Source organism: Biomaibacter sp. TOL, from assembly GCF_059717795.1.
In genome coordinates this window covers 1010833-1030116 of the sequence record NZ_AP046092.1, presented here as the reverse complement: position 1 = coordinate 1030116, position 19284 = coordinate 1010833, and the positions used below count along the sequence as shown (strand labels likewise).

Sequence of the window (19284 nt, the reverse complement as noted above, 5' to 3'; positions counted from 1 at the left end):
GAAAGTCTTCATTTGTTTTTGTAAAATCGCATATCCGTTCCGAGGGCCATGGCAACCACTATATATCCGCTGATTCCCAGCAAAAAATCCGCCCCTATGCAGACGAATTCGGGCATACCGAGGTTCTTCAGCGGCGAATAGGCATATTTTAAAACGAATGCCATGAATGCGCCGCATAAGAGCGGTTTTACAATTACCTTCATAGCGTTAAAGTTGGTTTTAAAATTTTTTTCGAGGAAGTGGAGGCTTATGTATATTGATGCTGAAGATGCGGTGATCAGAGCCAGAGAGTAACCGTAAATGCCCACAGACGGATTTTTGACTAGTAAAAACAGGAGAATATTTGTAATAAAAAAACTGATAACGGAATTTATCAGAGGTATATGGTTGTTGCCGGTGCCTCGCAGAATTGCCATTAACACGTGTTCCGCATAAAAAAAAGGTATACCTGCAGCAAACCCCATTATCAGTTTGTCCAGATGAAAACCTTCGAACAACAAATCGCTCAAAGGCTTTGCCAGACTAATAAAAAACCCAGATACCGCAAAAGAAAAAAGACAAGTCAGAGTAAGCGCCTGTTCCGACAGCCTGAAAGCGTAAGCGGTGTTCTCTCTGGAAAGGGCTGCGGCTATTCTCGGAATCATATTGGATGAAAGAGACATGGTAAACAGCGCGGGAAAATATAAAAGAGGGAGGACCATTCCGGCCGTTTTTCCGAAAATTGCCATGGAGTCGGAGGCGCTGAGCCCGGAAATCTCCAGGCTCCTGGGCACCAGCAGGGCTTCCAGTGAACCGGACAGCGAACCAATCAACTGGCTCAGGGAAACGGGTATCGCTATGGTCAGAATACCGGCCGGGTTTTGTATTTTTAAACATGAGCCTGTCGAGCATCCGGCGCTTTTCTTAAAAAAAGCTGAAAGCGCCGCCAGAGAAGCCAGTTCCCCCACCGCCAGTGCGGTGACTGCGCCCCGCGTTTCGCCTTCCAGCCCTGCCAGAGCGAGGCTCTTTACCACAATAACACCAAACGATGTGCGGATAAGACTTTCCGCAAGGATGGACCATCTTATGGGAGAAGTTTTCTGAATGCCGAGAAAGTAGCCCCGAAGGACAGAAGAAAAACCTACGAATACCGCTGCGGGCAGGATGAGGAATAATACCCGCCGTCGCAAAAAGGCTGCGAGAATAGTGAGGAAAATAGCGCCCAGGATGGAAAAGGCCGAGGTGAGGAAAAAAGCCGATGCGACTATTTCGCCGCATTTATTTTTTGATTTTATGGCATCAGTTTCCGCAATAAGTTTTGAAACGGCTACCGGAATCCCCGCCGTCATCAGGGTGATGGCGGTGCCGTAAAAGGATAACGCCTGCTGATATATTCCCATGCCTTCGGGCCCGAGGTTTCTTGACAAAAATATTCTGTAAAAAAATCCCACAATACCCGCGGCAAAATGGGCTGTGGCCAGAAATACGGTTTCAATAGCCCAATGGCTCATATCAAACACTTCCCTTGAAAGATGGTTTGTAAAGCCATATATAAAATTATATTTACTTGAGGTCAATTTTTATGTTTAGAAGGAAAAATAGAATAATTAAAAAAGTTTGACTGCGTATGCGGGATGTGATATATTTATGTTAAAGTTATATCAATCGAAGGGTGATGGAAAATTGTCCGAAGATATTAAAAAGGTATCTATGGCGGTTGTCAAAAGGCTTCCCAAGTATCATCAATGTCTGGGACAACTTTTGAAGGACAATGTGGATAGGATTTCTTCGCAGGAACTGTCCCAATTGCTTGGCTTTACCGCTTCTCAGATAAGGCAGGATTTAAATAATTTCGGCGAGTTCGGTCAGCAGGGATACGGCTATAATGTGGAAAGTCTATATAATGAAATCGCCAAAATTCTCGGCCTGAACACCCTCCATAAGATGGTCATCGTCGGTGCGGGGAATCTTGGCCAGGCTCTAGCCAACTATGAAGATTTTGAAACCCACGGATTTAAGATACTTGCGCTTTTCGACGTCAACCCGAAGCTTATCGGCCTCAAGATAAGGGATATTCCCATACTGGATGTAGATGAATTGGATTTTTTCATAAACCGAAATGATGTCGACATAGCGGTAATAGCTGTACCATCTGACAGGGCACCGGAGGTGGTGGAAATATTGAACAGGACCTCCATTAGGGGAATCTGGAACTTTTCGATGGCAAAATTGCGCACCGGCAAAAATATAATTGTCGAAAATGTTCATCTTATAGACAGCCTGTTTACTTTAAGCTACAGGATGAACGAGGAGAAACTTGAAGAAAGGATATTGAAACAAAAGATGAAAAAAGTTTTAAACCGGTAGAAAAATTTTGGTTTATGTGGTAAAATAATGATAAAGAAAACCGGGAGGGTTGGCCGGTGAAAAGCGCGAGATTGTTTGCAATCATTATTTTTATAGCGGTCCTTATTCTGGCGGGTTGCGACGCTCAGCCCGTTGCAGGTGGTGAAACGCCCGCCGCTCTAGATCAAAAGAATCCCGCCGTTATTTATGATGGGCAGGATCAGAGTAAAGTGCTCGTGTACTTTGTAAAAGACGGCTTTCTGGTCCCGGTAACCCGTAGCGTAGAGCCCACGAAAGAGCCTGTAAAGGCCGCTTTGAACCTGTTGTTTTCCAGCGTGACCCCCGAAGGGTTCGAAAATAAACTTTCAGACGTTAAATTGAATAGCTGCAGTGTGGCTGGAGATACTGTTTCGGTTGATCTTTCCTCGGAATTTTTAAAAGATGACGATAGAAAGTTAAGAGAGGAACAATTGGTTTTCACTCTCACCGAGTTTGACGATATCAAAAAAGTAAAAATCAGCATTGAAGGAAAGCCTTTGAATGACGTATACGAACGGCCTTTGCTCATAAACTGGGTTGATTGGCCGCAGGAAGGCAAACCTTCTTCGGAAAAGGCCGGCGATTTAGCCGCCGGAGAATCGCAGACAGGCGAAAATTATCTGACGGTATATTATGCCGATCGAACTAAAAAATATATTGTTCCTATTTCTTTTGAGTCTCCTAAAATACAGGTAAAAACCGACGAGAAGGTCGGGTTTATCCCGCCTGCTACGGAAGAAAAGGCAAAAGCCGCAGTAGAACATCTCATTGAAGGTCCGGCAGGCATTGACAGCCTTAAAGGCATATTCCCAAGGAAGGTCGAATTAAAGGATTTTTATATAAAAGACGGCATAGCATATGTAGATGTCAACAGCAGCCTTTTAATGAGTTTTGCAAGCGATACCGAATATGAAAAGATTGCCGTGGAATCGGTGGTACAGACCCTGACTTGCATTGATGAAATAGACAAAGTACAGTTTTTGATAGACGGCAATCCGAGAGCATCTATCTCAGGCGACACAAATATTGCATATCCTATTTCACGACTGAAATGGTACAATGTAATAAAATGACATGACAAACCGGCAAGACCGGTTTTTTTATTACATTATTGTTACAATTGAATTTGCAGGAGGACATTCCCTAATCTGGGTCGAAGTATATATAATGGTAATAGATAATGCCGCAAAACAGGAGGTTCCGATGTTAAAAAAGACTATCCCCATCCTGATGATTGTTATTATTTTTTTATGCTTTCCATCCTTTGCGAAAGCTGCCCCGAAATCAAAAACCGCTGCAAAGCCGATTGAAATATACATCAATGATAAAAAAGTCGAATCCGATGTAGCTCCCATCATTGTGAACGACCGCACCATGGTACCGTTGAGGGTAATTTCTGAAAACCTGGGAGCATCCGTTTACTGGGACAGCGCACAGAAAACCGTAAGGATAACGAACTTCGCGAAAACCGTGCTGCTTAAGATAAATGACCGAAAAGCCGTGATAGACGGGCAGCCGGTAATTCTCGACACACCGGCGATTATAGTCAAAGACAGGACCATGGTACCTTTGCGGTTTATAGGAGAATCTCTGGGAGCGGAGGTTTTCTGGGACAATGCCGAAAGAAAGGTTACTATTACCAGGTACCAGGCAAAGATAATCGGTTTTTCATATGATGTGGTAAATGGAAAACCGTCGATAGTATTAAAAGGAGACAGCTCTCTGGAATATATTGCGGAGCAGTCGGGCGACAAAGATAAGATCGTTCTGGATATAAAAGGGCAGGTGGCCATTGAAAATAATGCCCTATACATATATGACGATTTCATTGAAAAGGCGGTTATGGGAAGCATCCAGCAGGATCCGCCGCTTTCCAGGGTGGTTATTGATTTAAAAAGCGACGTGCCGTATGAAATCACCCGATCGGAAGACAAAAGCACCATATTTGTTTCGTTTCTTAACGCCCTGAAAGACGTTACGGTGGACGCCGGGGATCGTGAGGTGACGGTAAACCTCGTTACGACACAATCTACAGGAATCAATTATTTTTTCCTTTCAAATCCGGACAGGCTGGTTCTGGATATAGAAGATGCGCTTCTTTTGGCGTCGCAGCCGGAGCTCCCCGAGAATAACTATATTGAAAAAATCAGGCTGGGTCAATTTGCGGTAAATCCCAATACCGTGAGGGTTGTGTTCGACCTCAAAACGGATATCAATTATCAGGTGTTTCAGGATAAAAATAATATTTCCGTGATATTTTCGGAGGTTAACACAGTAAAAAAAATCGATGTGGAGAGCGGGGAAAGCAGTTCTGCCGTCAGAATAGCCGCCGACGGCGATATAGGATATGAGATTAAAGCAGACAGAGCAAACAAGCAACTGCGCCTGGTCATTCCGGGAGTGGCCGTTGACAAGAAATTGCTTGAAAATGATATCCTGGATGTAAACGACGGGATTGTAAACAATGTGGAATTAAGGAAGATAAAAGGCTCAAAAAATTACGACCTGCAAATAATTATAAATTTAAACTTTTTCACAAGTTTTGAACTGGCAACGACCCCTCCGTCTTCGGAAATAGAGCTGGTCATTTACAAATCTCCCCTACAGAATAAAATCATAGTGGTAGACCCGGGTCACGGCGGCAGCGACCCTGGCGCCTCTTATGGCAATACGCAGGAAAAGGATCTGACCCTCGATATCGGCCTGAAGGTTAGAAACCTGTTGGAACAAGGCGGAGCCAAAGTACTTATGACCAGGGACAAAGACATTTCCGTGAACCTTTATACCCGGGCCGGCATAGCCAATGAAATTAACGCGGACCTATTCATAAGCGTCCATATCAATGCCGGAGACAACGCTTCTGCTTCGGGCACCGAGACCCTTTATTATCCCGACCCGGAAAAAAAGGCTCTGGCGCAGGCGATACAGAAAGCCCTGGTTAAAAGCATCGGCCTTGCCGACAGGGGAATAGTGGAGAGGCCGGGCCTTGTGGTGACCCGGGAGACCCGTATGCCGTCGGCGCTGGCGGAAGTGGCATTTATAACCAACAACAATGATCGTATGCTGCTTTTGACGGACGATTTCAGACAAAAAGCCGCCGAGGGTATAGTGAACGGCATTATAAATTATCTGACGGGAAAGTTTGATTGACACCGACAGGAAGTTCTGATATCATTACCTTGAGTTGTTAAAATGGGAGTGATATTGTGTTTTCACTTCTTGCGGGCTACCTTTTTATTTTTTGCGCCAGAGTGGTGGACGTTTCACTGGCAACCATAAGGACACTCATGATAGTGAGGGGCAACAGGCTTTGCGCTGCCATCATAGGATTTTTTGAAGTGATAGTATACATAACCGCATTAAACAGGGTGGTGGGAGGGCTGAATAATCCCGCAAACCTCATGGCTTATGCCCTTGGGTTTGCTACGGGCAACTACGTGGGAAGCTTTATTGAAGAGAAGCTGGCTATAGGTCTCACCACCGTCCAGATAATAACAGCAAAGCCTGAGATGGTCGAAGACATCAGGCGGAAGGGTTTTGGCGTAACCGTTCTGGAAGGCATGGGAAAAGAGGGTTCCCGGCAGGTATTGATGGTGTCGCTATCAAGAAAATCTCTCCCTCTTTTGATGGATCTTATCGAACAGCACGATCAGGCGGCTTTTATCACTGTAATGGATACAAAAGCAACCCGCGGGGGATACTTTAAACAGACCATGAAAGCCAAATGAATTTTACCCTTCAACCGGCATAAAAAACCTCTTTTATAATATATTTTAGTAAGATTTAATTTGAAGGAGGTTTTTTCATGCCAAAAAAATCAGTATGTTTGATAATCCTGATTTATCTGGTTTTAACCATTGCGGGATGCGGTCTGTTCAAAAAAAACAGCACAGAAACGATACCCCCGCCAACCGGAGAAACCCAGCAGGTGCAGGCCAATGTGAGAAAAACCGTGTTTTATTTTGTAAACGAAAACAACCTTCTGGTCCCCGTAACCAAAGATATACCATGGGTTGAAGGTATAGGAAGAGCCGCTCTGGAGTGCCTTGTAGACAGCCCGGAACTTCGGGCGGAACTTGCTGAAAAAGGGCTCAAACCTTCGCTGCCTGAAGGAACTAAGATTTTGGGCATGACTATAAAGGACGGTCTGGCGAAAGTTGATTTCAGCAAAGAATTTTTAAATTCTAAAGATAAGACGGCCGAACAAAACGCCATCAATTCCGTGGTGTATACTTTGACGGAATTTCCAGCTGTAGAAAAGGTTCAGATTCTGGTCGACGGCAGGCCTCTGAAGAAATGTCCGAATGGCACCGTTTTGAAGGATGTGCTTTTCAGAGATAAAATCAACATTGAACCCGGAGAAAGTGCCGCCGCAAAGGATATGGTGCCCGTAACTCTGTATTTTAAATCAAGCAGTGAAAATGGGAGTTTTACTTACTTCGTCCCTGTCACCAGGATGGTCAAGAAAAGCGATAATATGATAAAAACCGCAGTAGAAGAACTTATCAAAGGACCTTGCGCCAATATGGGGCTGGTATCGGTTTTGCCGCAGGATACCAGGGTGCTGGAGGCAACTCAAAAAGAATCGGAAGTTGTAGTCAATTTTTCTAAAGAGATAGAAGGGTACGGCGGCGGGGTCGATGTGGAGCAGGCGCTGGTAAATTCGGTGGTTTTAACCGTGTCCCAGTTCCCGGGAGTGGAGAAAGTGAGCCTGCAGGTTGAAGGTAAGACTGGGGTGCTGCCTGAAGGCACTGTGCTGGACAATCCGATTGTAAAACCGATTTATGTAAATCCAAGCAATATTTGAGAGGATGAGACTATTTGGCAAGAATAGATGGTAGGGCAAATGACGAAATCAGACCCGTAATAATCACCCGAAATTTTAACAAATATGCCGAGGGTTCGGTGCTCATAGAAGCCGGAGACACAAAAGTCATCTGTACCGCAACGGTAGATGAAAAGGTTCCGCCGTTTCTGAGAGGTAAAGGCCAGGGCTGGATCACTGCTGAGTATGCCATGCTCCCAAGGGCGACGGAAATAAGAAACGTCCGGGAAACTCTGCGGCCAAGCGGCAGGACCATGGAAATACAGAGGCTCATAGGCAGGGCCCTGAGATCTGTGGTGAATCTATCCGCCCTGGGCGAAAGGACAATATGGCTTGATTGCGATGTTATCCAGGCCGACGGAGGCACAAGGACGGTGTCCATCACCGGCGCTTTCCTTGCCCTGGCGGATGCCTTGAAATCCCTGAAAGAAAACAAAATCATAGAAACCATACCCATAGAAAGCTACGTGGCGGCGATAAGCGTTGGGATCGTCGACGGAGAGAAGCTGCTCGATTTGATATTTGCAGAGGATTCAAAAGCTCAGGTCGATATGAATGTGGTTATGACCGATAAAGGCCAGATGGTGGAAATTCAGGGCACGGGAGAGGCTTTCCCCTTTACGCGGCAGGACCTCGAAGAAATGCTGAATATGGCTCAAAAAGGCATCTTTGAACTTATTGACATGCAAAAGAAAATACTGGCGGATATTTTAATATGAGGTCAAAATGAAAGCTCTTGTAATTGCGACAAAAAATGCGGGCAAGCTGCTGGAGTTCAAACAAATGCTCGGGGGATTGCCTTACCGGATTATGTCGCTCATTGATTTCCCCGGTATAGATATCCGCGAGGATGGCAAAAGTTTTGACGAAAACGCATTGATTAAAGCCAGGACCGTCGCCGTGCAAACAGGTCTTCTGGCTCTGGGGGATGATTCGGGCCTGGAAGTGGAGGCTCTGGGCGGAAAACCGGGGATACTTACGGCCCGTTATGCCGGTGAAGGCGCCTCCGACGAGGACAACATTAAAAAATTGCTGTCCGAAATGGAAAATGTGCCGTGGGAAAGAAGACGGGCGCGGTTTGTATGCAGCCTGGCTCTTGTTTTCCCAGCCGGCGGATTTTTTGTCGAACGCGGATTTTGCAATGGAATAATTGCTGAAAAACCACGCGGCGAACACGGTTTCGGCTATGATCCAGTTTTTTATCTTCCGGAATATAACAAGACCATGGCTGAACTGCCGGACGACGAGAAAAACAGGATAAGCCATAGAGCCCGTGCGGTAGAAAAGATAAAAATGTATCTTAAAGGGGTTTGAAAATATAAAAAAGATATGCTAAAATAGTCTTGACTCGATTTTTTATTTAATGTATACTATAGTATGTCTTTTGAGACCGGGGCATAGCGCAGTTTGGTAGCGCACATGGTTTGGGACCATGGAGTCGGGGGTTCAAATCCCTCTGCCCCGACCAAATCAGAAGCCAGAGGCCAGAAATCAGAGGTCAGAATAGAAGAATTTTACCTTAGTAAAATTTGCTTAATCTGACATCCGACCTCCGGCATCCGGCATCTGAAATGTGCGGGAATAGCTCAGCTGGCTAGAGCGTCAGCCTTCCAAGCTGAATGTCGCGGGTTCGAATCCCGTTTCCCGCTCCAGCGCCCGTAGCTCAGCAGGATAGAGCAACGGACTTCTAATCCGTGGGTCAGAGGTTCGAATCCCCTCGGGCGCGCCATATGGTGGATATAGTTCAGTTGGTTAGAACGCCAGATTGTGGCTCTGGAGGCCGTGGGTTCGAGTCCCACTATCCACCCCATAACAGAAATCAGAGGCCAGAAGTGAGAGGTCGGAATAGAAGAATTTTGCCTTCAGCAAAATTCAAATTTAATCCGATATCGGACATCTGACATCTGATAATGGGGCGTAGCCAAGCGGTAAGGCCCGGGACTTTGGATCCTGTATCGTAGGTTCGAATCCTGCCGCCCCAGCCATGAGCCATTAGCTCAGGCGGTAGAGCACCTGACTTTTAATCAGGGTGTCGGTGGTTCGAGTCCACCATGGCTCACCATGCGGGCATGGCGGAACTGGCAGACGCGCCAGACTTAGGATCTGGTGGATTTTCCGTGGAGGTTCAAATCCTCTTGCCCGCACCATAAAAGGATTTTAATACCTCGGCGCATGCCGGGGTGTTGTTTTGTCATATATTATAGATTATACATAAATTTTGTGCTATAATAATGGCAAAAGATAGGCTGAAAATGCAAGGAGGAGCATAATGAAAATCAGTCTGGAAAAAATAGAAAATAACACTGCTGTCCTGAAATTTGAAGTGGACGAGGAACAATTTGAACAGGCCATGGAGCAGGCTTACCGGAAGAACGTAAAAAAATTCACCGTTCCGGGATTCAGAAGGGGAAAGGCTCCAAGAAAACTCATCGAGATGCACTATGGACCGGAAGTTTTTTATGAGAGTGCGGCTGAAATCATCCTGCCCCAGGCTTATCAGCAGGGAGTACAGGAGTATCACCTGGAACCCGTGGATCAGCCCAGATACGATATAGAACAAATAGAAAAAGGCAAACCATTGATCGCCACGGCGGAAGTGGTTGTCAGCCCCGAAGTAAAATTAAAAGAATATAAAGGATTAGAAGTTGAAAAAGTGGTATATAATGTAACTGAAGATGATGTGGAGAAAGAACTCAAAGCTATCCAGGAAAAAAACGCCCGGCTCATTGCGGTGGAAGACAGACCCGCTCAGAAAGGCGACATAGCCGTCATAGATTTTGACGGAAAGGTTGACGACAAACCCTTCGATGGCAGCAAGGCGGAAAATTATTCTCTTGAAATTGGTTCAGGAGCTTTTATCGAAGGTTTTGAGGAGCAAATCGAAGGTATGAGGCCGGGAGAAAGCAGAGATATAAATGTAACTTTTCCCGGGGACTATAAAGTTGAAAGCCTGGCGGGCAAACCGGCCGTATTTAGCGTGACTTTGAAGGAACTCAAGAAAAAGGAACTTTCACCCCTGGATGATGAATTTGCCAAAGATGTCAGCGAGTTTGACACTCTTGAAGAATTAAAAAAAGACATAAAAAATAAATTGGAAGAGAGAGCAAAAACAATCGAAGAAGGTTCGTTGAAGTCCGCCATTATAGATAAGCTGATGGAAACTGCGGAAGTGGACATTCCTCATGTGATGATCGACAGAGAAATAGACCGCCTTATCACGGAATTTGTTCTCAATCTAAAGATAAGGGGATACGACCTTAAAACTTACCTAGAAGCTGCGAAGATGACTCCTCAGGAGTTCAGAGAAAAATTCCATGACAAGGCCCATTTCAATGTAAAATCCTCGCTCATACTTCAGGAAGTAGCAAAACGCGAAGACATTAAGGTATCCGATGAAGAGACGGACGAAGAAATAAAAAAGTATGCGGACATGGCTCAAAAAACCGTGGATGAATACAGAAAGAACCTCAAACCGGAGGACATATCAAGAATAAAGGATATTATTTTGACAAGAAAGATATTCGATTTTCTCATCTCCAATGCAAAAGTGAAAGAAAAGACGCTGGAAGATGTGCAAAAAGAAAAGGAGAACTCTCCAGAGAAGGAGAATTCGTGAATGTTCCGGGGCGGCAGAGGGGAGGACTAAATTATTCTAAGGAGGGTTTTTAATTGAGTTTGGTACCGATTGTTGTGGAACAGACCAACAGAGGAGAAAGGGCCTATGATATCTATTCCAGACTTTTAAAAGAGCGCATTATTTTTATAGGAACTCCCATCGACGATACTGTATCAAGCCTTGTCATCGCTCAGATGCTGTATCTGGAATCGGAAGACCCCGACAAGGATATATTCCTTTACATCAACAGTCCAGGCGGGTCTGTGACCGCGGGCCTTGCCATCTACGACACCATGCAGTACATCAAACCGAAGGTATCCACCATGTGCATGGGGCTGGCCGCCAGCATGGGGGCTGTACTGCTCACTGCGGGAGCCGAGGGCAAGAGATACGCCCTTCCCAATTCCCGCATAATGATCCATCAGCCCTGGGGCGGAGTTCAGGGAAAGGCGGTGGATATTGAGACCCATGCAAGAGAAATACTTCGATTGAGGGAATTACTAAACGGAATACTGGCAAAACATACCAAACAGCCTATTGAAAGGATAGAAAAAGATACCGACAGGGATTACTTTATGTCAGCGGAAGAGGCACGGGAATATGGCCTGATTGACGAGGTGATCCACAAGAGGAAATAAGCTTAAAAGGAGTGTGTCAGGATGTTTAAATTTAGCGACGATAAGGGTCAGCTCAAGTGTTCCTTTTGCGGTAAAACCCAGGATCAGGTTCGAAAACTAGTGGCAGGTCCGGGAGTGTATATCTGTGACGAGTGTATAGAGCTGTGCAATGAAATTATTGAAGAAGAGTTCGGCGAAGATGCGGAAATGGATTTTACCGATATTCCGAAGCCCCACGAGATAAAGGAAGTCCTTGACCAGTATGTGGTGGGGCAGGAACAGGCGAAAAAAGTACTCTCGGTGGCGGTTTACAACCACTACAAACGCATCAATTCGGAAGTCAAAATGGATGATGTGGAACTCCAGAAGAGCAACATTATCATGCTCGGCCCCACGGGCAGCGGCAAAACGCTTCTTGCCCAGACCCTTGCCCGGATCTTGAATGTGCCTTTTGCTATAGCCGACGCCACATCGCTTACAGAGGCAGGCTATGTGGGAGAAGATGTGGAAAACATATTGCTCAAACTTATACAGGCCGCCGACTACGATGTGGAAAAAGCCGAGAAGGGGATTGTGTACATCGACGAAATAGACAAGATCGCGAGGAAATCCGAGAACCCATCCATCACCAGGGATGTTTCAGGAGAAGGCGTGCAGCAGGCACTACTCAAGATACTGGAGGGGACCGTCGCCAGTGTTCCTCCGCAGGGTGGCCGCAAGCACCCTCACCAGGAATTCATACAGATCGACACCACCAATATACTGTTCATATGCGGCGGAGCTTTTGAAGGCATCGATAAAATTATAAAAAACCGCATAGGCAAGAAGTCCATCGGTTTTGAAGCCGAAATTCAAAGCCAGGAAGACAGAAATGTAGGAGAAATATTAAAGCACATGATGCCCGAGGATTTACTGAAATACGGCATGATACCGGAATTTGTTGGAAGAGTACCCATTATAGTTACCCTGGACGCACTGGACGAAAAAGCTCTCATAAAGATATTGAAGGAACCCAAGAACGCCCTGGTAAAACAGTATCAGAAACTGTTCGAGATGGACAATGCCCAGCTGGAGTTTACCGATGACGCTTTGACATTAATCGCCCAGGAAGCCATAAAGCGGAAAACCGGCGCCAGAGGCTTGAGGGCCATCCTCGAAGACATAATGCTGGACGTAATGTACGAAATACCGCGGCGAAACGATATAGCCAAGTGTGTGGTGACCAAGGAAGTCATCCTCAACCATGAGGACCCCATCATAGTCACAGCCGAGCGCAAAAAGGGAAAAAAGAAGGAAGTTACGGCATAAAACAGTGCCCCGGCGTTTGCCGGGCTTTTTTTATGCCTGCCGAGCAATTTAATCGGCCTGGTATTTTTTCATTTTCAATGCAGCAAATGGCTGAACTATGTATATTGTTTCCTTTACGTTGTTTCCGCTCCGCCTGATGCGACAAATTGAGAACCGTCCCCTGTCGCACTTGATTTTACTTCCCTTTCCAGGATAAATTAAATCTTCAAGGTTATAATAAAAAATACCGGATGTTCGGGAAGGGAGGAAATTTTCATGAGCGTGACTTTGAATCTATTGAGCCTGATACAAATTTTTTTTGCCGTTGTTATCGGGCTTTATTTTTTAAATCTCTTAAAAAGCCAGCAGGGAAACAGAGTGGCAATTGATAGAGAATCCAGAAAGGAAATGGAAAAACTGCAAAAGATGAAAGAGATTTCTCTTACCCAGCCTCTTGCGGAAAAAACTCGTCCCGCGTCTTTTGACGAAATCATCGGCCAATCCGACGGATTGAAAGCCCTGCGGGCGGCTCTGTGTGGCCCGAATCCTCAGCATGTCATAATCTACGGCCCGCCGGGAATAGGCAAAACCGCTGCAGCCAGGCTTGTGTTGGAAGATGCAAAGAGAACTGCGGGATCTCCTTTCAAACCCGATGCGAAATTTGTGGAGGTGGACGCCACTATAGCCAGATTTGATGAGAGGGGCATAGCGGACCCACTTATAGGTTCGGTCCATGATCCCATATATCAGGGAGCTGGTCCGCTGGGAATCGCGGGTATACCGCAACCCAAACCCGGTGCCGTCACCAAGGCACACGGCGGCGTGCTGTTCATAGATGAAATAGGAGAACTTCATCCGATACAGATGAACAAACTCCTGAAGGTGCTGGAAGACCGCAAGGTATTTCTGGAAAGCGCATATTACAGCAGCGAAGATCCCAATATTCCTAGGCATATACATGAAATATTTCAAAACGGCCTGCCGGCCGATTTCCGGCTGATAGGAGCCACCACGAGGACTCCGGATGAGATACCTCCCGCAATCCGTTCCAGATGCCTCGAGATATTTTTTCAGCCGCTTTCACCGGAAGACATAGGGAAAATAGCCCAGAATGCAGTTAGAAAAATAAACTTCGAGATGGATGATTTTTCTTTGAATATCATAAAAAAATATGCGACCAACGGACGCGAGGCTGTGAACATCATACAAATGGCAGCAGGCCTTGCTATGACCGATGGAAGGAGAAAGCTGGAGGCGAAAGATGTGGAGTGGGTCATAAACAGCGGCCAATATCCTCCCAGACCAGAAAAAAAAGTAAGCCCCGTACCCCAGATAGGGCTTGCCAACGGCCTGGCGGTTTATGGGCCCAACATGGGAACCCTGCTTGAAATTGAAACCACCGCCATACTGACGCAGAAAGGTAACGGCACTCTTTCCGTTACTGGAGTCGTAGAAGAAGAGGAGATGGGGGGCTATGCCCACAAACTCAGGAGAAGAGGTACAGCCAGGGGTTCGGTGGACAATGTGATGACGGTTTTAAGGAAGTACCTGGAGGTAGATCCCAGGGATTACGATATTCACCTGAACTTCCCCGGCGGCGTACCCATTGACGGCCCTTCTGCGGGTATAACCATAGCCACCTCCATATATTCAGCCATTACCAACACTCCAATCAACAACGAAGTGGCCATGACAGGGGAACTTTCAATAAGGGGCTATGTAAAATCCATTGGCGGAGTGGTGCCGAAGATCGAAGCGGCTCGCAGGGCGGGAGTAAAGACTGTTATTATACCTAAAGAAAACTGGCAGGAAATGTTCAAGACTTTAGATATAAAAATAATAGCGGTGGATAGAATCGAAGAAGTAATCGAACATGCCCTTGTTTCTTCAAAATGTAATTCAATAAAAGAAATGCTATTAACAGGGGCCGGAAATCAGAGATAGGAAGTCAGACATAAAACAGAGGCCAGAATTCGTGATGTGCGAGGCGAGATGTTTGATGTGTGCTTTAGTCTTATCTCACTTCCAACATCTCAATTCACACTTCACATATGAAGGGGGAGGAATTGAAGAATTTTTATAGAATAAATATATATATGCAGGTTGAATTTGTAGGGGGAATTTTTGTGATAAGAAAAGATATAGGCCGCACCCTGCCCCTGCTGCCCCTCCGGGGACTACTGGTGTTTCCAAACATGGTGCTCCACTTTGATGTAGGAAGGGATAAATCCATCGGAGCTCTGGAAGAAGCAATGGTAATGGACCAGAAAATACTGCTGGTGGCTCAAAAAGATGCCAAGACGGATTTCCCCGACAAAGATGATATATATGAGACCGGAACGGTGGCAAAAATCAAGCAGCTTTTGAAAATGCCGCAGGATACTATCAGGGTTTTGATAGAAGGTCTCAACAGGGCGGTAATAAAAGAATACGTTCAAACGGAACCTTTTTTTAAAGTCAGAGTGGAAGAAGTGTTTGAAGGAGATGAAAAGGCATCCCCTGAAGAACAAGCCCTGATGAGAAGCGTCATGAGCCTTTTCGAACGTTACATGGACCTTACCAGGAAGCTGCCTCTAGATGTAATAATTACGTTGAACGGTGTTACAAACCCGGGTCGTTTTGCCGATGTCGTGGCATCGCAGCTTGCCGTCAAAACGGAAGACAAACAAAAAATTCTCGAGACCCTTTCGTTTAAAAAAAGGCTGGAATTATTGTTTCAAATAATTTCCCAGGAGATAGAAATCCTGGAAATTGAAAGAAAGATTAATAATCGGGTTAAAAAACAGATAGAAAAGAGCCAGAAGGAATATTATCTTAGAGAGCAGATGCGTGCCATACAGAAGGAGCTGGGCCAGCAGGACGAAAGGACGCTGGAGGCCGACGAATACCGGGAAAAGATAAAAGCCCTGGGGCTTTCAAGTGAACTTGAAGAGAAGATTCTCAAAGAAGTGGATAGACTGGAAAAAATGCCTCCCGCTTCCGTAGAAATATCCGTTATCAGGACATATCTTGAATGGATTGTTTCGCTCCCGTGGAATATACTTACAGAAGACAGTATGGATATAAAGGCCGCGGAACAAATATTGAATGAAGAACATTACGGCCTTGAAAAAGTAAAAGAACGCATCCTGGAATTTCTGGCTGTACAGAAACTTTCCGGCAGGATCAAAGGCCCAATTTTATGTCTGGCAGGCCCCCCCGGAGTGGGCAAAACGTCTCTGGCAAGGTCGATTGCGAGAGCTATGGATCGGAAGTTTGTGAGGATATCTCTTGGCGGCGTGCGGGACGAGGCGGAGATAAGAGGGCACCGGAGAACATATGTGGGAGCCCTGCCGGGAAGAATAATCCAGGGAATGAAGCAGGCGGGATCAAGAAATCCGGTCTTTCTGCTTGATGAAGTCGATAAGATGAGTGCCGATTTTCGGGGGGATCCGTCGGCGGCGCTTCTGGAAGTACTGGACCCCGAACAGAACAATAGTTTTTCAGACCATTATATTGAACTGCCCTTTGACTTATCCAGGGTATTGTTTATTACTACAGCCAATAATCTTTACAATATACCGCGTCCGCTTCTTGATAGAATGGAGACCGTAACAATCCCCGGATATACGGAAGATGAAAAACTCGAGATAGCCAGAAGGCACCTTATACCCAAACAGCTTAAGGAACACGGCCTTACTCCGGATAAAATCACATTTACCAATGACGGTTTGCTTAAAATTATACGCAACTATACGAGGGAAGCCGGTGTAAGGAATCTGGAGCGGGAAATCGCCAACATATGCCGGAAAGTGGCGAAAGCCATAGTTGAAGGAGAGAAGACCGTTCTGGATGTAGACGCCGCCATGGTGGAGAAATTTCTGGGCAGCCCCAGATTTCACTATGGAGTTCTTGAAAAGCAGGATCTGGTGGGCGTTGCTACGGGACTTGCCTGGACTGAAGTGGGCGGAGACATCCTGAGCATTGAAGTGACCGTAATGAAGGGCAAAGGCAAATTAATACTCACCGGAAAGCTGGGGGATGTGATGCAGGAATCGGCCCATGCGGGTTACAGCTATGTAAGGTCCCGAGCGGAAGAACTCGGTATAGAAGAGGATTTTAACGAAAAATACGATATTCATATCCATGTTCCCGAAGGCGCCATACCCAAAGACGGACCATCGGCGGGCATCACGATGGCGTGCGCTTTAATTTCCGCACTGTCGGCAAGGCCGGTTGACAGGACGGTGGCCATGACCGGCGAAATAACGCTCCGAGGCAGGGTACTGCCGGTGGGAGGGATAAAAGAAAAGGTGTTGGCAGCCCACAGAGCCGGCATCAAGACCATAATACTTCCCGAGGAAAACACTAAAGATTTGGAGGAAGTTCCCCAGCATGTAAAAGATGATTTGTGTTTCGTATTCGTAAACAATATGAATGAAGTTTTGCAGAGAGCGCTGAAGTCTCCTGCCGAAAAGCGACTTTCACCCCTGGAAAGCGGCGGAGAAGAACAGGTGAATATATATCCGTCATAAAATTAATTAGGCAAAACTTCCTTAAGTTTTGCCTAATTTTTTGGTGTGCCCGGCATGGGTAATAGCTCGGCAGTGAAAGTCTGCTATGGGGCTGGCAGCGGCGACCATTAGCCAAACAGCAAGGGTGTCTATCGTGAGATAGAATCTGAAGGAAGCTGTAAGCAAAGCCACGGCCTGAGGAACACGAACCGCATATAAGGCTATACAGTTCGGATGAGTTTGCCAAACAAAACGAAATCCAACACTGCCAAGGGGCTGTGTAGTAAATGCGGCAGGTATACGGGGCGAAGGCTATTGCTCTTACCCGGGGAGGTCTGGCGGAAACGTTAGGGAAACTAACAACCCGGGCCGAGAGACCCGGCTGAACCGTCAGAAGTCAGCAGAGGCCATAATAGTCGGCATAGACGTCATGCCGACGAAGGGCCGAACACGAAGCGAGGGATAAAACTTGGCAAGTTCGAGAAACATACAACGACAGCAGAAAACCCCGCAAGGGGCCTACCCTGGGAAAGAAGCGGTGAAGCCGCAAGGGTCCCAGGGAGGGCCGAGTATGTATCCGGCACAACCCGAGAAGATATCCCCGAAGGACCATGATATCCACCTGATGGAGAAGGTAGTATCAAGAGAGAATATGACAAAAGCACTGCGACGGGTAGAAGAAAACAAAGGAGCGCCAGGCGTAGACAGTATGCCGGTAGAATCCCTCCGGACATACCTACGAGAAAACTGGCCTCACATAAAAGAACAACTTCTTACGGGGACCTACAAGCCTCAACCAGTGCGCAGGGTCGAAATCCCGAAACCCAGTGGAGGAGTGAGACTGTTAGGAATCCCCACCGTCACAGACCGCCTAATCCAGCAGGCTCTGTTGCAAGTACTAACACCCATCTTTGACCCGGAATTCTCAGAATCAAGCTACGGATTCAGGCCCAACCGAAGAGCCCACGACGCAGTAAGGAAAGCACGCCAATACGTAAACCAAGGATATAACTGGGTAGTGGACATGGACCTTGAGAAATTCTTCGACAGAGTAAACCATGACATACTCATGGCCAGAGTAGCTCGCAAGATAAAAGACAAACGCATATTAAAGCTCATACGCAGCTATCTTGCGGCAGGAGTAATGATAAACGGAGTAATCATGATTACCGATGAAGGAACACCTCAAGGCGGGCCCCTAAGTCCACTTCTTGCAAACATAATCCTTGACGACCTAGACAAAGAACTAGAGAAAAGAGGACACAAATTCGTAAGATACGCAGACGATTGCAACATCTACGTCAAAAGCAAAAGAGCCGGGCAACGGGTAATGGAAAGCATAACAGCTTTCCTGAAGAATAAACTAAAACTCAGAGTAAACGAACAAAAGAGCGCAGTGGACAGACCATGGAAGAGGAAATTCCTTGGCTTCAGCATGTATATCGCCAAAGATGGAACAACCAAAATAAGAATCGCACCACAGAGCATAGACAAAGTCAAGAATAAAATCCGAGAAATAACCTCAAGAAGCAACGGACACGGAATAACACAGAGAATAGAAAGACTAAACACATACCTTGGCGGATGGCTGGGGTACTTCGCGCTATCAGAAACACCCAGCAAACTTGAAGAACTCGACGGATGGATAAGAAGAAGACTACGCATGTGCCTGTGGAAACAATGGAAGAAGGTTAAGACAAGATACCGGGAACTGAGGAATCTGAAACTTCCGGAATGGGCGGTCCATAAACTTGCCAACGCCCGAAAGGGATACTGGCGTATGTCGGGGGTATTAAACACAGCCCTCAACAACGCCTATTGGCAGGGTCAAGGACTCATGAGCTTAGCAAAGAGATATCATGAAATTCGCAAAGCTTGGTGAACCGCCGTATACTGAACGGTACGTACGGTGGTGTGAGAGGTCGGGGGCTAATCGCCCCCTCCTACTCGATTGCGCCGCATGTCCAAAACACAATAAATTAAGAAATATTATTCAAAAAAAAAAAAAAAAAAAAAAAAAAAAAAAAAAAAAAAAAAAAAAAAATTATATATTAAGATATTATGAAGGATTTAAGGTATTTT

General features: G+C 46.1%; 14 protein-coding genes and 7 tRNA genes. 20 read left to right on the top strand and 1 reads right to left on the bottom strand.

Annotated elements, in window-relative coordinates; translation table 11 throughout:
* Positions 1-8 precede the first annotated feature (8 nt).
* Positions 9-1490, bottom strand: a complete 1482-nt coding sequence (locus tag AC6I1H_RS05170; protein ID WP_497739901.1) for an oligosaccharide flippase family protein — start codon at positions 1488-1490, stop codon at positions 9-11.
* 136 nt (positions 1491-1626) lie between these two features.
* On the opposite strand from AC6I1H_RS05170, the gene AC6I1H_RS05165 reads away from it, so the two are divergent.
* The 20 genes from AC6I1H_RS05165 (at position 1627) to ltrA (ending at position 19084) form a co-directional block, all read left to right on the top strand.
* A complete protein-coding gene (locus tag AC6I1H_RS05165; RefSeq protein WP_497739900.1) occupies positions 1627-2346 on the top strand; it encodes a redox-sensing transcriptional repressor Rex in 720 nt (239 codons plus the stop codon).
* Positions 2347-2402: 56 nt separating this feature from the next.
* Positions 2403-3437, top strand: a complete 1035-nt coding sequence (locus tag AC6I1H_RS05160) for a GerMN domain-containing protein (RefSeq protein WP_497739899.1) — start codon at positions 2403-2405, stop codon at positions 3435-3437.
* A 130-nt stretch (positions 3438-3567) separates the two neighbouring features.
* Positions 3568-5514: an N-acetylmuramoyl-L-alanine amidase gene (locus AC6I1H_RS05155; protein ID WP_497739898.1), complete on the top strand. Its 1947-nt coding sequence runs from the start codon at positions 3568-3570 to the stop codon at positions 5512-5514.
* Between the two features lie 56 nt (positions 5515-5570).
* Positions 5571-6092: a DUF2179 domain-containing protein gene (locus AC6I1H_RS05150; RefSeq protein WP_497739897.1), complete on the top strand. Its 522-nt coding sequence runs from the start codon at positions 5571-5573 to the stop codon at positions 6090-6092.
* A 77-nt stretch (positions 6093-6169) separates the two neighbouring features.
* Positions 6170-7171 carry a GerMN domain-containing protein gene (locus tag AC6I1H_RS05145; protein ID WP_497739896.1) on the top strand — a complete coding sequence of 334 codons (1002 nt, stop codon included), beginning with the start codon at positions 6170-6172 and terminating at the stop codon, positions 7169-7171.
* 14 nt (positions 7172-7185) lie between these two features.
* Complete coding sequence (rph, locus tag AC6I1H_RS05140; RefSeq protein WP_497739895.1) at positions 7186-7908, top strand: ribonuclease PH; 723 nt, start codon at positions 7186-7188, stop codon at positions 7906-7908.
* 7 nt (positions 7909-7915) lie between these two features.
* A complete protein-coding gene (locus tag AC6I1H_RS05135) occupies positions 7916-8503 on the top strand; it encodes an XTP/dITP diphosphatase (protein WP_497739894.1) in 588 nt (195 codons plus the stop codon).
* Between the two features lie 77 nt (positions 8504-8580).
* Positions 8581-8657 (top strand) — tRNA-Pro (locus AC6I1H_RS05130).
* 107 nt (positions 8658-8764) lie between these two features.
* Positions 8765-8841: transfer RNA gene (locus tag AC6I1H_RS05125), tRNA-Gly, on the top strand.
* A tRNA-Arg gene (locus tag AC6I1H_RS05120) sits at positions 8842-8918 on the top strand.
* A 4-nt stretch (positions 8919-8922) separates the two neighbouring features.
* Positions 8923-8999: transfer RNA gene (locus AC6I1H_RS05115), tRNA-His, on the top strand.
* 101 nt (positions 9000-9100) lie between these two features.
* Positions 9101-9174, top strand: a tRNA-Gln gene (locus tag AC6I1H_RS05110).
* A gap of 1 nt (position 9175) precedes the next feature.
* A tRNA-Lys gene (locus tag AC6I1H_RS05105) sits at positions 9176-9251 on the top strand.
* Between the two features lies 1 nt (position 9252).
* A tRNA-Leu gene (locus AC6I1H_RS05100) sits at positions 9253-9336 on the top strand.
* Between the two features lie 122 nt (positions 9337-9458).
* Positions 9459-10805 (top strand): trigger factor, encoded by a 1347-nt coding sequence (gene tig / locus AC6I1H_RS05095; protein ID WP_497739893.1) that lies wholly within the window; start codon positions 9459-9461, stop codon positions 10803-10805.
* Between the two features lie 53 nt (positions 10806-10858).
* The gene (gene clpP, locus AC6I1H_RS05090; RefSeq protein WP_497739892.1) at positions 10859-11443 is read left to right on the top strand and encodes an ATP-dependent Clp endopeptidase proteolytic subunit ClpP; all 585 of its coding nucleotides are present in this window, start codon (positions 10859-10861) and stop codon (positions 11441-11443) included.
* A 21-nt stretch (positions 11444-11464) separates the two neighbouring features.
* Entirely contained in the window at positions 11465-12730 is a 1266-nt protein-coding gene (clpX, locus tag AC6I1H_RS05085) for an ATP-dependent Clp protease ATP-binding subunit ClpX (protein ID WP_497739891.1), read from the top strand.
* 255 nt (positions 12731-12985) lie between these two features.
* Complete coding sequence (gene lonB, locus AC6I1H_RS05080; RefSeq protein ID WP_497739890.1) at positions 12986-14653, top strand: ATP-dependent protease LonB; 1668 nt, start codon at positions 12986-12988, stop codon at positions 14651-14653.
* Between the two features lie 152 nt (positions 14654-14805).
* Entirely contained in the window at positions 14806-17223 is a 2418-nt protein-coding gene (gene lon / locus AC6I1H_RS05075) for an endopeptidase La (protein ID WP_497740713.1), read from the top strand.
* Positions 17224-17827: 604 nt separating this feature from the next.
* Positions 17828-19084 carry a group II intron reverse transcriptase/maturase gene (gene ltrA / locus AC6I1H_RS05070; protein WP_497740708.1) on the top strand — a complete coding sequence of 419 codons (1257 nt, stop codon included), beginning with the start codon at positions 17828-17830 and terminating at the stop codon, positions 19082-19084.
* Positions 19085-19284: the final 200 nt, after the last annotated feature.